Genomic DNA, 12,668 nt, shown 5'->3' with positions numbered 1-12,668 from the left:
GGATATTACGGAGGTCTCGGTCTTCTGTCTAGTGCTTTTTTAAAATAAATTATCGTTTGGTCATGGTTTGTGCGTTTTGTCGCTTATTCCCGCAATTTATGGGCTGTGCCATGACGATTCAGACCAAAAACCTTATAAATGAACGTCACGGCCAGTAAGAAACCCATGCCAACAAAAAGCGACATTCGGGTATCTTCATTAAAGTACATGCCAATTAATACGCAAATCAGGAACGCCATCGTCAAATAATTCGCCCACGGGAACAGAATGGAGCGGAATGGATGACTGGCAATCGCCGCTTTATGCGCCTGACGGAAACGCAGCTGGCTTATCAGGATCACAAACCACGGCACCATCCCCGGCAACACGCTGGCGCTATAGACATAAACAAACACGCGCTGCGGATTGGGAATGATGTAGTTCAGGCACGAACCAATCAGCAGGATCGCGATAGAAATGGCCACGCCGGCAACCGGTACGCCATGGCGAGAAACTTTCCCAACAGCGGCGGGGAGCTGGCGATTCTTGGCCAGCGCGTAGAGCATACGCCCACAGCTGTACATGCCGCTGTTACAGCCAGACAGCGCCGCCGTCAGGACCACAAAGTTAATAATCCCCGCCGCGGCGGTAATACCAATCTTGGCAAAGGTGAGAACAAACGGACTGCCGTTGCTGCCAATCTCATTCCACGGGAAAATAGTGACGATAACAAAAATTGCGCCAACGTAGAAAATCAGGATACGCCACAGCACTTTACCTACCGCGCTACGCAGCGTGACCTGTGGGTTCTTCGCTTCACCTGCAGTAATGCCGATCAGCTCCACGCCCTGGTAAGAAGCCACGACAATACACAATGCCGTCAGGAAGCCCTTCCAACCACCGGCAAAGAAACCGCCGTGTTCGGTCAGGTTGCCAAAGCCGATCGCCTGACCGCCATTACCAAAACCGAAGAAAATCACCCCTAACCCAATGACGATCATCACAATGATGGTGGTCACTTTGATCATGGCAAACCAGAACTCAATTTCACCATACAAGCGAACTGCGGCGAGGTTCGCCAATGCAACCAATCCGACCGCGATCAGTGCGGGTATCCATTGCGCCATTTCCGGGAACCAGAACTGGACGTACACCCCGATGGCGGTAATCTCTGAGATCCCCACCGCCATCCACATAAACCAGTATGACCAGGCGGTGAGATAGCCAAAGAAGGGGCTCATATAACGGTGAGCGTAAACAGCGAATGAACCGGCAACCGGCTCGAGGAATAACATCTCCCCCATAGAACGCATAATGAAAAATACGAACAGCCCGGCGACGATATACGCCAGCAGAACCGAAGGTCCCGCCCATTTCAGGGTACTGGCGGCCCCCATAAACAGCCCGACGCCAATAGTGCCCCCGAGGGCAATTAATTCGATGTGACGAGCCTCCAGCCCACGCTGTAGCTCAGGTTTGTTCTCGGCCATAAATCCTCTTGTTGTGTTTGCATGCTGTCCGGTATTACCGGTTCTCGTTATGGGTACATCTTGTTATGTCATAACAGGCCATACGACACCGACCGCTTAGCGGTTGGCGTCAAAACTCCACGGCACTGGAATGATTGTTGCGAATGGTTTCCTAAAATCGCTTAAATGGCAATTAAAGCATTCAAAAAATGAATATATTGTGCGAGAAAGCAGCGATTATGTTGTAAATAAGTAGCGTAATTAGCAGATCACGCTACTTATCAGAGGAGAGAGGGCGTCAGAGGTTGCCTGTATAGTGCCAGCGGAGATAGCGTAATAAGCGAAGTTGTCGAGTAATACGGCTCGGTTGCGACAATAAGCGATACAGCCACTCCAGCCCCAGATTTTGCCAGATTTTAGGCGCACGCTTAACGTGACCGGTAAAGACGTCGTAAGTGCCACCCACGCCCATATACAGCGCGTCAGGGTGAGTCTTGCGGCAATCACGCATAAAGATCTCTTGTTTCGGCGACCCCATCGCCACCGTCACAATTTGCGCGCCGCTGGCGTGAATACGCTCAAATAACGCCTGACGCTGCTCTGGGGTAAAATAACCATCCTGGCTACCCACAATGTTCACACGCCACTGTGCACGTAGTTTTGCTTCTGTTTGCGCCAGAACTTCAGGCTTGCCACCAACCAGGAAAACAGGCGTTCCGTTTTGCCCAGCTCGCGCCATCAGCGCTTCCCAAAGGTCAGCACCGGCCACACGTGAAACCTGCGCCTGCGGGAATTTTTTGCGCACCGAACGCACCACGCTAATCCCATCAGCATATTTGAACTCCGCGGCGTTGATCAGCTCCCTCACTTCAGGATTATCTTCTGCTGTCAGCATTTTCTCAGCGTTGATAGCCACCAGCGTTCCTGACCTGAGGTGTCCTTCGGCAAACAGGTAATTCAGCGCATGTTGCATATCGCGCCAGCCAATCAGTTGTAATCCGCGCAGCGAATACAGCGGCGCAGTTGTATTATCTGTCATTACGATCCTTCAATTTGTGTCCGGGGCAGCGACTTGATTCGTTTATGGATGAGTCCTGCGCTATCGAATAGCCAAAACAGCAGTTTTGCCATCAGTAGGCAAACGCCAAAAATCACGAGGAAAAAGACCACTCGCGAGACAAACGAATCCAGCCCTTCACGTGCCAACACGATCATATTGAAAATGGCGCCAAAACAGAAACTGTGCAAAATCGCCGCCTTATAGCGATTGGTTTCTTGGTTACCTAGCTCATACAGCCAGTCGAACCACTTGATAATGAGTCCAACGACAATCGCGCCTAATGGTATAAAAAGCGCCCCGCCCATCACCACCAGCGAACCAATTAACGTCGGCGAAATCGCCAGTCCTGAGTGGTTGTTCAACACTTCCCAGGTAAAGTAGTTCGCTGAGTTGAGTACAATACTCGGCCGCCCAGGCCACAGCCAGGAAGGAATAAAGACGTAGAAGTCACGGACAATCGGCGCCAGCCCCTGGAACTCAATATTGTGGTAATTCTGCAGCAACAGCGCCAGGTTCTCCCACGGCGAGAAAGTGTCGCGCGTAAGGTACAGGAACGTATAGAACGCCTCATCGCCACTAACGCTCATTCCGTAGCGCTTCAAGGCCAGCCAGAACATCCCGACAATACCCAGCACGCCTGCGGCGACCAACATCCACAGAGAAATCCAGCCGCGAATAATGCCGATAAACAAGAAGATGGCAAACGCGATTATGATATTGGCGCGTGTCCCGCCCACAATCATATAGGTCAGCAAACCAAACGCGACGGTGCTCACCAGGAAGAACAACCACGCTTTGCTGTCCTGACGCAGGAAATAAACCACCAGCATGGCCGGAATGAAGAAGTAGAAGAAACGCTTCAGAGCGACCCCAGAGACTTCGCTGGAAAAAATCTGGCTATAGGATTGCAGTCTGAACAGCAGGAATCCGTTGTGCATAAAGAAGACGCCCACGCTCACCAGCGCAATCGCCATCAGGATAACCCAGGTCAAATGGGCTTCAACGCGATTGATGGTAAACAGCGGCCTGCGCGGCTTACCCTCTACTCGCTTACGCAATCGCGTTTTATACGTCACGTAGTAGACGGCATAGAAACAGGCTGCTGACAGCAAGGCCTGCAGCAGGATCTCCGGCGGAGCCACTGCCACATCAAAGCGGAACACCAGGATGCTGGTTAACGGGAATCCGAAGAAGAACGTCAGCAAGAACAACAATGAGAAGAAAACATTGAAGTTAAAACGTACGCGGCGGAACTCAAACCAGGTCAGCGTGGCGATAAATAAGGTAGAGAGCAGCCAGACTACCAGCAGACCGCTGAATTGCATCAGGCTCATACGGTTTCTCCTGAAGCAATGCGCAGCGCGTTATACCACGGCTGCAGATAATTCGGGCTAAAGAAGGTAATCGTGTTTTTATCTACCGATGCCAACTGGCGCTGCGCTTCACGTACGACGCCTTCATTGAGATCATCCGTGGTAAATAACACTGGAAGATTCTGTTCCACCATATCCTGCCAGAAGGGATTTTCACGGTTGAGCACGCACGGGATACCCGCCTGGATCAGCAAACACAGGGTACCGATCCCCTGCTGCCGGGCAAAAATAAAGTAACCCAAATCGCATTGCCGCAATAATGTTAGATAGGCATCAAATTCCAGCTTTTCACTTAAAATTTGCAGATTATCAGCGCTAAATAATGCCATACCGGCCTGGCGAACCTCGTCGATATAGGCATCATTATTGGCGGGGTAACCCATCGGCACAATCACGTTCACCGTGTCGCCGAACTGCTGATGGACAGCACGCAGCGCGGCAACATGCTCATTGCTGCAATCGCCAGAGTTGCCAACCAGCACCGTCATCTTGCCGCTGCGCTGACAATCATTGCTCATGTTATTGAGTGAAGGATCCATTCGCGTTGGGAAATAGAGCAACTCACCCCGTACATGCGGATGCTGCTCGGCGAAATAACGTAAATCGCCCCGCGTGGCAAATACGCAGCCCACGCGGTTCTGCGCCATGCGGCGAATCGGGTAAAACAGGCGGAATTTCAGCCCACTGGAGACTTCGTATAAATCAGCACCCCAGATATGCCAGTAAAACTGCGTCGGTTTAATTCCCCCGCTCAGCAGCGCCAACCACAGGCTGGTGTTGAACTGACCGTGGAAGAAGAATCGCTGTTGGCGATTCGCTTTTGCTTTCGCAATAACTGCTTCGGCTAACGCTTTTTTCCCGCTGTAGAAACTCAGCGATAACGCCGGGCAGCTCTCACTGAATCCCGCATCCTGACCGGCAACCATAAACGTGCGCGCGTGCTCGCTCGTCGCGGCAAGCGAGTCGTTGAAAAACCGCAGCACGGTTTGGTTATGGTGAGGGATATCCGATCCCAGAACGTGAATCAGTACAGTCATGCCCGCCTACGCCAGAGTAAAAACACGCCACAACAAAGAGAAAAATAGACGATGTACGTTGCCATATAAGCCTGTGCCGCTCCCAGCGCACCATGTGCAGGGATCAGCCAGTGAGCAAACACCGTCAATAACATGAACTGGCTAATTTCAGCCAAAATATAAAACCGCAGTGATGCTTTCGCGATCACCAGATACCCAAAGACATACGCCCCAACTTTTAGTACATCGCCAACCAGTTGCCAGGCAAACAGATCGCGCATGGCGGTGAATTTTGCGGAGAAAAGCAGCCAGATAGCAAAGTCACGCAGTAGCCAAACGGTAAAGCTCGCAGCGGCAACTGCTGGTAACACGAACTTCAGCGACTTAACCACCTCGCGCGTAATGTCGCGCTTTTCAGTCAGTCGCGACAACGTCGGCAGCAAGTAAACGCTGAATGAAGCGGTAATGAATTGCAGATAAGCATCAGAGATACTGCTTACCCCCTGCCAAATCCCAACATCATCCCAACTGTACTGCGCCGCCAGCAGGTTTCGCATCATCACGTATGCCACAGGCAACGTTACGGAGGTAATCAGCGCCATCAGCGTAAACTTGCTTAGCTGTCCAGCCAGACCGTTATCCCACGAGGGTTTCAGGTAATGCAGAGGAATCGCCCCGCGCTTAATCAGCATAATAGCGGCAGGGATAACGACCAACGCGGGCACTAACGCCAAACCCAGCAAAGCGCCTTCATACCCTCCCAGGCGATAACAGCCATAATAAGCCACTACGCCCACCAGGCTACCCACAATCAGCGACAGCGCGTTACCCGCCGCATCTCGAAAACCCTTCATCAACGCCAACAGCAGATTCGCCCAGGCAATGCCCATCTGCACCAGCGCAACCAGTCTTACCAGCCCCTGATAATGAGTATGACCAAACAATCCCTGACTGATTGGTGCGGCCGCCAGCAGAAAAATCACCGCCATCAGCGTAGAGAATCCCAGCACCATCGCGGAAGATGTACCGACGACCTTGCGGAGCCGGGTCGGATCGTCATGGTGCTGCGCAACATATTTCGTGACGCCGTTGAAAATGCCGGCCCCCGCCAGGACACCAAGCACGGTGACCATCTGGCGGAAGTTACCCGCCTGCCCCACGCCTGCCGGGCCAAACGACACCGCCAGCAGCTTCACGACCAGCAAACCCGCACCAATTTTTACCAGCGTACTGGCTGCCGTCCATAAGGACGCTTTAGCAAGCGACATTTCAGGCGAAGTAGTTGAGTAAGGTCGAAATTACCGTTCGCTGGTTGACCGGCGACAGGTTGTAGAACAACGGTAAACGCAGCAAACGCTCGCTCTCTTTGGTGGTGTAACGATCAACACCGGCAAATACGCCGAATTTGTCGCCAGCCGGGCAATCATGCAGCGGGATATAGTGGAACACCGCCATAATTTCAGCTTCTTTTAGGAAGTTAATCAACGCCGTGCGATCGTCGATATCGCGCAGCTTGATGTAAAACATATGGGCGTTTTGCACGCAGTCGTCCGGTACAGAAGGCAGCTCGATACGTCCGGTACGCGCCAGCGGTTCAAGAGCATCATAGTAGTTCTGCCACAGAGTCAGACGCTGCTGGTTAATGCGGTCCGCTGCTTCCAGCTGCGCCCACAGATAGGCGGCCTGTAGATCGGACATCAAATAACTGGAGCCGATATCACGCCAGGTATATTTATCTACCTGGCCACGGAAAAACTGGCTGCGGTTTGTCCCTTTTTCACGGATGATCTCTGCACGTTCGACTAATTTTTTATCATTAATCAGCGTCGCGCCGCCTTCACCACCTGCGGTATAGTTTTTGGTCTCATGAAAGCTAAAGCAACCGATGTGACCAATCGTCCCCAGCGCCCGACCTTTGTAAGTCGACATAACGCCCTGGGCCGCATCTTCCACCACAAACAGGTTATGTTTGGTCGCCAGCGTCATAATAGTATCCATTTCGCAGGCCACACCCGCGTAATGCACCGGCACAATCGCGCGGGTTTTGTCGGTGATCGCCGCTTCAATCAGCGTTTCGTCAATGTTCATGGTATCCGGGCGGATATCAACAAAGACAATTTTCGCGCCTCGCAGCACGAAAGCATTGGCCGTGGAGACAAACGTATAGCTTGGCATAATGACTTCATCGCCAGGCTGGATATCCAGCAGCAATGCCGCCATCTCAAGCGATGCGGTGCAGGAAGGCGTCAGCAATACTTTCTCGCTGCCAAAATGCTGTTCCAGCCACTGCTGGCAGCGACGGGTAAAACCGCCGTCGCCACACAGTTTGCCGCTGTTCATCGCAGCCTGCATGTAATCGAGTTCAGTGCCCACCACCGGCGGTGCGTTAAATGGAATCATCGTGTCACCTGTATAACCAATACGCGGTGCTTTCCACATTCGCACCACTGTGTATATAACGTTTAAGCGCGGCGGTATTGCCCATTTGGGTCGCCACACGCAGTGCTGTTTTACCGTGAGCCTGCGCCCAGCAAAGCGCGGCCTGCATCAGTTCTGCTCCCGCCCCACGCCCGGCTAGCAGGCCAATTCGCGCCTCGGTCGCATTCAGTTCACGCAGCGAGACATAGCCACGAATCTCACCTGTTGGTGTACGAAAAACGAGGCATTGATGATCGAACGTCCCCAGCACCGCGTTTTCAATCCACTGCGCATAAAAACGCGCGCTGGCATCTGCGGCATACCACGGGGCGCGAAAACGACTTTGCGCGAACACCTGTCCTGCCAGATGGCGTAATGCAGGGATATCCGTAGTTTGTGCGACCTGCGCACCGGGGTCACCATGTGCACACGTCACTGGCAGCACAAAATCCACTTCACCTTCAACCAGTGAGAAGCCCAGCTGTTGCAGGGCATCTAATGCTTGGGTATTGGCGGCAGGTATTTTTGCCTGTACCCGCGACCAGGGCTGCAACGCATCCGCAGTCAGAACCGGCGCATGTTGGTCAAAACGTACAATGGCGCTATTGACGCCAAAGAACGTATTTTCCCAGCTAAGCGGCTCAATACTGGCGCGGATTTTCACCGCCAGACCCCTTTGGTATCAACGACATATTGCTGGTGAACCGCATCGCCTTTAATGACTTTAAATTCATTGTGGTCAACCAGCAAGACCAGCACATCGGCGCTTCCCAGGGCATCGTCCAGCGTTGCCAGTTGGCACAGACCGTCCAGTTTTTTCGGCAGTTGATGGATATTCGGTTCCACCACCAATGTTTCGCCTTTGTGCCAATGCGCGATACTTTGCGCAATTCCCATCGCCGGGCTTTCACGTAAATCATCAATATTCGGTTTAAATGCCAGACCAAAACAGGCAATTTTCACTTCGCTGGCCCGTTTATTGGTATCTGCCAGACAGTCGGCCACGGCAGCTTTTACCCGATCGACCACCCAATGAGGCTTACCGTCGTTTACCTCACGCGCGGTGCGAATCAATTTCGCCTGCTGCGGGTTCTGCGCCACGATAAACCACGGATCAACCGCAATACAGTGCCCGCCAACACCCGGACCCGGTTGCAAAATATTCACGCGCGGATGGCGATTTGCCAGGCGAATCAGTTCCCAGACGTTGATCCCCTGATCGGCGCAAATCAGCGACAACTCATTAGCGAAGGCGATATTGACGTCGCGGAAGCTATTTTCAGTCAGCTTGCACATTTCCGCAGTGCGCGCGTTGGTCACGACACATTCACCCTCAAGGAAAATGTTGTACAGTTCGCTAGCACGCGCGGAACAGACGGAGGTCATTCCCCCAATCACGCGGTCGTTTTTAATCAGTTCAACCATCACCTGGCCCGGCAGCACGCGTTCTGGACAATAAGCAATGTTAACGTCAGCCTGTTCACCGACCTGCTGCGGGAAAGTCAAATCAGGACGCATTTCAGCCAGCCATGTGGCCATCTGTTCGGTAGCCCCGACAGGCGACGTCGATTCAAGGATCACCAACGCGCCTTTTTTCAGCACCGGAGCAAGAGACTTGGCTGCGGCTTCCACATAAACCATATCGGGTTCGTGCTCCCCCTTAAACGGAGTAGGCACAGCAATCAGAAAGGCATCCGCATCTACAGGGGTTGTGGTCGCACGCAGAAATCCATTTTCGACCGCCGTTTTCACCACGGCGCCCAAATCTGGCTCAACGATATGAATTTCACCGCGATTAATGGTATCCACCGCGTGTTGATTTACATCTACGCCAATCACATGCTTTTGACGGGAAGCAAAGGCAGCCGCCGTCGGCAGTCCGATATAACCCAGCCCAATGACAGAAATGGTCGTAAAACTCATAGCGATATCCGATTATTTTTTAACGCGTGTAAAATGCGGCCACATGCCTGCCCGTCACCATACGGATTATGGGCGCGGCTCATGGTCTGATATTCATTATCGTCATGCAGCAAACGCGTGACTTCTTCGACAATACGCTGCGGGTCTGTCCCTACCAGACGTACTGTACCTGCAGTAATCGCTTCCGGACGTTCCGTCGTTTCGCGCATCACCAGTACCGGTTTCCCCAAAGATGGGGCTTCTTCCTGAATCCCACCGGAGTCGGTCAGGATCAGCCAGGCATGATTCATCAGCCAGACAAACGGCATGTAATCCTGCGGTTCAATCAGGATGACGTTTTCAACGTGACCCAGAATGCGATTAACCGGTTCGCTAACGTTAGGATTCAGGTGCACCGGATAGACAATCTGTACGTTCTGATTAGCCGCAGCAATTTCCGCCAGCGCGTGACATATGCGTTCAAAACCGCGACCGAAGCTTTCACGACGATGACCGGTCACCAGTATCATCTTTTTATCCGAGCTCAGGAAAGGATAATGCTCTGCTAATTCAGCACGCAATTCATCGTTCGCCAGTACGCGGTCGCGAACCCAGATCAACGCATCAATCACCGTATTGCCTGTGACGAAAATACGATTTTCGGGAATAGCTTCCCGTAACAAATTTTGGCGCGAGTTTTCTGTTGGCGCAAAATGATACATAGCCAGACGCCCGGTCAGCGTCCGATTCGCCTCTTCTGGCCAGGGAGAGTAGAGATCACCAGTACGTAAACCAGCCTCTACATGCCCCACCGGGATGCGCTGATAGAACGCAGCCAGACTCGTGGCAATGGTCGTTGTGGTATCACCATGAACCAACACCACATCAGGTTTAAAATCAGCCAGAATTGGCTTTAATCCTTCCAGTATTCGGCAGGTAATTTCTGTTAGTCCCTGACCTGGCTGCATAATGTTGAGATCGTAGTCAGGTACAATGGAAAAGAGGTTCAACACCTGATCGAGCATCTCCCGATGCTGCGCCGTGACGCAAACTTTTGCCTCAAAATCAGGATCTTTTGCCAACGCATGAACCAGAGGTGCCATTTTTATGGCCTCTGGTCGCGTGCCAAATACAGTCAGTACTTTCACATCGATTCTCTTCGGATTGGCAGTGAGGGCCCAGCCCCTCACTGCAACGATATTGCTAGATCGTGCGGCGGCGGGTTAACGCGACACCAGCACCGATCAGAGCCCCAACGATGCCCCACATAATCATCAGGAAAGCACGACGAGGGCTGTCACGTTTTACCGGTTCTTCCGGCGTACGCAAATAACGATAGGTCTGAAAACGCGGATCCAGAGTTGGCCCAACGTTCAGTGTGTTAAGCATGGCTCGGTTTTGGAAGTAGTCCAGATCGAAATCAGGACCAACAGATTGCAGGTTCTCGAGTCGCGCCTGCAGCATAGGACGTCCAAGCAAGAACAGTTCAGAATCCGGTAATTCCTCAGCAGGAACATCCGTAGAAGTACGCGAAATATTATGCTGTTCAGCAATTTTGAGCGCCTGCTCAATGTTGTGAACACGGCGGGAGAAGAGCGATTTCGCCACTTCTTCCTGGCGTTTAACTTGTGCCTTCATCTGCACGGTGCGTGCAGCCCAGGCTCCCTTTAACTCGTCGTTCAGATGACGCGCAGCACGCTGACTGGCAAACGCAACGTACTGACGCAACAGATTGTTGGCATCAGGTGCCGTCTCGGCAATCAGCTTCACGCTGTCATTGGTATTACGAACCGCATCGCCAGGCATAAACTGAATGTTATTGATCAGTTCATCCAGCATCGCCGCATCGGCTTTGCTGTTACCCACCATACGTTGCTTGTAGTAATCTGTCTGCTGCCAGAATTCACGGCGCGTATCCCATGAGGCAAGCTGCATAATAAATTCTTTATAGGCTTCATCCATCACTGACGGTTGATCCGCAGATGCAAGACTGGCCTTGATGTCCAGGTTACGCAAAAACTGCTGCTGAGAGTAATAGCCGCCCAACATATTGACCGTTGGCCTGTCTGAAATCGCCGTCGCACTCCACTCCTGACGAGCAAAGAACGTATAGGCGAGAGCGACTAACGCGAAGGCGAGAGCCATACCGACGATCCACACCTTCCCTGTCCACAAAGTACGAAACAACCCACGGATGTCCAGTTCATTTTCAGCGCTCATGGCATGTTCCCCCGGTAATGGTTGTGTCATCGTACCCTCAATTTATTTGGTTAAGTTTGGTTTACTGTCACGGTTTCTACGCAACTTGCGCTTCCAGCGTTTGATAAATCTCGCCACCTTCCAGGCGCGTTTTATACAGATGTCGTACAGGACAAACGCCAGTAAAAAGAGCACCAACATCACCCATTCCGGGACAATACGAGAATATTCAGCCAACACGCCGATAGAAGCCAGGATCGCAGCAGCCAGCGTAATCAGGACAAAAGCCTGTCGGGAAGTAAACCCGGCGCGCATGATTAAATGGTGAATATGTTGGCGATCCGGGGAGAAAGGGCTCATGCCTTTACGTAAACGGCGATACATAATTGCCACCATATCCATTAACGGAATGGCAATAATCCACAGAGCCGTGACCGGGCTAATAGGATGCGTTGGCCCCTGGGTAGTCTCCAGCAGAATCCAAATCACCGTAAAACCAATCAACGTACTTCCCGCATCCCCCATAAAGACTTTATAGCGGCGTCCGAGAATCCCCAGGTTCAGTAGGATGTAAGGCAGAATGGCGGCGATCATGGCAAAACACCAGATTGCCAGGCTTGTCTGGCCATCGAACCACAGAATAAGCCCCATCGCTGCGAATGAGACGCTGGATAGCCCACCGAGCAGACCATCGATCCCATCGACCATATTGAAGGCGTTAATCGCCGCCCAGACGGCAAACAGGGTCAGGAAATAACCAAAAGGACCGAGCACCATCTCCCAAGGGCCGAAAATATAGCCAAGGCTTAGCAGATAGAGTTTGCCCACTGACATCATAATGATGCCAATAAGGGCCTGGATGGTCGCGCGGATTTTTACACTGATATCAAAACGATCGTCCAGGGCACCGATAAACACCAGCACACCGGCACAGGCCAGGTAGAGAGTAGCATGCGGGATATAATAATCGGCGATGAGGAAGGTAAAGCAAATGCCTGCGTAAACCGAAATCCCCCCAACCAGCGGAATCAGTCCCTGATGACGTTTACGGAAGTTGGGTTTATCCACCAATCCAATCTTTTTCGCAACCTTGCGGGCAAAGAAAAGAAACAGCGTTGTGAATAAAAAAATACTGATGAGATCAGTACTTGCTGTCAGTAAATTCACTATACATACTCTCAGAGAATATCAATATATGAAGTATAACCATCCAGGCGATTATTCAGAAGAGAAACCCGACTCCATATCAGGT

General features: G+C 52.0%; 11 protein-coding genes. All 11 read right to left on the bottom strand.

Going from position 1 to position 12,668, the window contains the following annotated elements:
* Positions 1 to 83 precede the first annotated feature (83 nt).
* Positions 84 to 1,469, bottom strand: coding sequence for a bifunctional threonine/serine APC transporter ThrP (gene thrP / locus OGV85_RS01280; RefSeq protein ID WP_003017961.1), 1,386 nt, complete (start codon positions 1,467 to 1,469; stop codon positions 84 to 86).
* Between the two features lie 277 nt (positions 1,470 to 1,746).
* A complete protein-coding gene (gene wecG, locus OGV85_RS01275) occupies positions 1,747 to 2,487 on the bottom strand; it encodes a lipopolysaccharide N-acetylmannosaminouronosyltransferase (RefSeq protein ID WP_003017964.1) in 741 nt (246 codons plus the stop codon).
* Positions 2,487 to 3,842: an ECA oligosaccharide polymerase gene (gene wzyE, locus OGV85_RS01270; protein WP_003017967.1), complete on the bottom strand. Its 1,356-nt coding sequence runs from the start codon at positions 3,840 to 3,842 to the stop codon at positions 2,487 to 2,489. Before wzyE ends, wecG begins: the two co-directional genes overlap by 1 nt.
* A complete protein-coding gene (locus tag OGV85_RS01265; RefSeq protein ID WP_003017969.1) occupies positions 3,839 to 4,918 on the bottom strand; it encodes a TDP-N-acetylfucosamine:lipid II N-acetylfucosaminyltransferase in 1,080 nt (359 codons plus the stop codon). The genes wzyE and OGV85_RS01265 overlap by 4 nt, the downstream gene beginning before the upstream one ends.
* Positions 4,915 to 6,165: a lipid III flippase WzxE gene (wzxE, locus tag OGV85_RS01260; RefSeq protein WP_003017971.1), complete on the bottom strand. Its 1,251-nt coding sequence runs from the start codon at positions 6,163 to 6,165 to the stop codon at positions 4,915 to 4,917. The genes OGV85_RS01265 and wzxE overlap by 4 nt, the downstream gene beginning before the upstream one ends.
* A gap of 1 nt (position 6,166) precedes the next feature.
* Positions 6,167 to 7,297 carry a dTDP-4-amino-4,6-dideoxygalactose transaminase gene (gene rffA / locus OGV85_RS01255; protein ID WP_061547939.1) on the bottom strand — a complete coding sequence of 377 codons (1,131 nt, stop codon included), beginning with the start codon at positions 7,295 to 7,297 and terminating at the stop codon, positions 6,167 to 6,169.
* Positions 7,298 to 7,301: 4 nt separating this feature from the next.
* Complete coding sequence (gene rffC, locus OGV85_RS01250) at positions 7,302 to 7,979, bottom strand: dTDP-4-amino-4,6-dideoxy-D-galactose acyltransferase (RefSeq protein ID WP_061547938.1); 678 nt, start codon at positions 7,977 to 7,979, stop codon at positions 7,302 to 7,304.
* Positions 7,976 to 9,238, bottom strand: a complete 1,263-nt coding sequence (gene wecC / locus OGV85_RS01245) for a UDP-N-acetyl-D-mannosamine dehydrogenase (protein WP_061547937.1) — start codon at positions 9,236 to 9,238, stop codon at positions 7,976 to 7,978. Before wecC ends, rffC begins: the two co-directional genes overlap by 4 nt.
* Positions 9,235 to 10,365, bottom strand: a complete 1,131-nt coding sequence (gene wecB, locus OGV85_RS01240) for a non-hydrolyzing UDP-N-acetylglucosamine 2-epimerase (protein WP_032950621.1) — start codon at positions 10,363 to 10,365, stop codon at positions 9,235 to 9,237. The genes wecC and wecB overlap by 4 nt, the downstream gene beginning before the upstream one ends.
* Positions 10,366 to 10,420: 55 nt before the next feature.
* Positions 10,421 to 11,467: an ECA polysaccharide chain length modulation protein gene (wzzE, locus tag OGV85_RS01235; RefSeq protein ID WP_032950620.1), complete on the bottom strand. Its 1,047-nt coding sequence runs from the start codon at positions 11,465 to 11,467 to the stop codon at positions 10,421 to 10,423.
* Between the two features lie 12 nt (positions 11,468 to 11,479).
* Entirely contained in the window at positions 11,480 to 12,583 is a 1,104-nt protein-coding gene (gene wecA, locus OGV85_RS01230) for a UDP-N-acetylglucosamine--undecaprenyl-phosphate N-acetylglucosaminephosphotransferase (protein ID WP_003017991.1), read from the bottom strand.
* Positions 12,584 to 12,668 lie beyond the last annotated feature (85 nt).

Origin of the sequence: Citrobacter sp. Cf132 (genome assembly GCF_030333885.1) — a bacterium.
GTDB classification, from domain to species: Bacteria; Pseudomonadota; Gammaproteobacteria; order Enterobacterales; family Enterobacteriaceae; genus Citrobacter; species Citrobacter freundii.
The sequence above is the reverse complement of the archived record's forward strand: the minus strand, read 5'-3'. Positions and strand labels throughout refer to the sequence as shown.

What these genes read in the sequence shown, in the direction of transcription:
- thrP (WP_003017961.1), bottom strand. Translation starts at nt 1,469, where the DNA reads ATGGCCGAGAACAAACCTGAGCTACAGCGTGGGCTGGAGGCTCGTCAC.
- wzyE (WP_003017967.1), bottom strand. Translation starts at nt 3,842, where the DNA reads ATGAGCCTGATGCAATTCAGCGGTCTGCTGGTAGTCTGGCTGCTCTCT.
- wecC (WP_061547937.1), bottom strand. Translation starts at nt 9,238, where the DNA reads ATGAGTTTTACGACCATTTCTGTCATTGGGCTGGGTTATATCGGACTG.
- wzxE (WP_003017971.1), bottom strand. Translation starts at nt 6,165, where the DNA reads ATGTCGCTTGCTAAAGCGTCCTTATGGACGGCAGCCAGTACGCTGGTA.
- wzzE (WP_032950620.1), bottom strand. Translation starts at nt 11,467, where the DNA reads ATGACACAACCATTACCGGGGGAACATGCCATGAGCGCTGAAAATGAA.
- wecG (WP_003017964.1), bottom strand. Translation starts at nt 2,487, where the DNA reads ATGACAGATAATACAACTGCGCCGCTGTATTCGCTGCGCGGATTACAA.
- rffA (WP_061547939.1), bottom strand. Translation starts at nt 7,297, where the DNA reads ATGATTCCATTTAACGCACCGCCGGTGGTGGGCACTGAACTCGATTAC.
- OGV85_RS01265 (WP_003017969.1), bottom strand. Translation starts at nt 4,918, where the DNA reads ATGACTGTACTGATTCACGTTCTGGGATCGGATATCCCTCACCATAAC.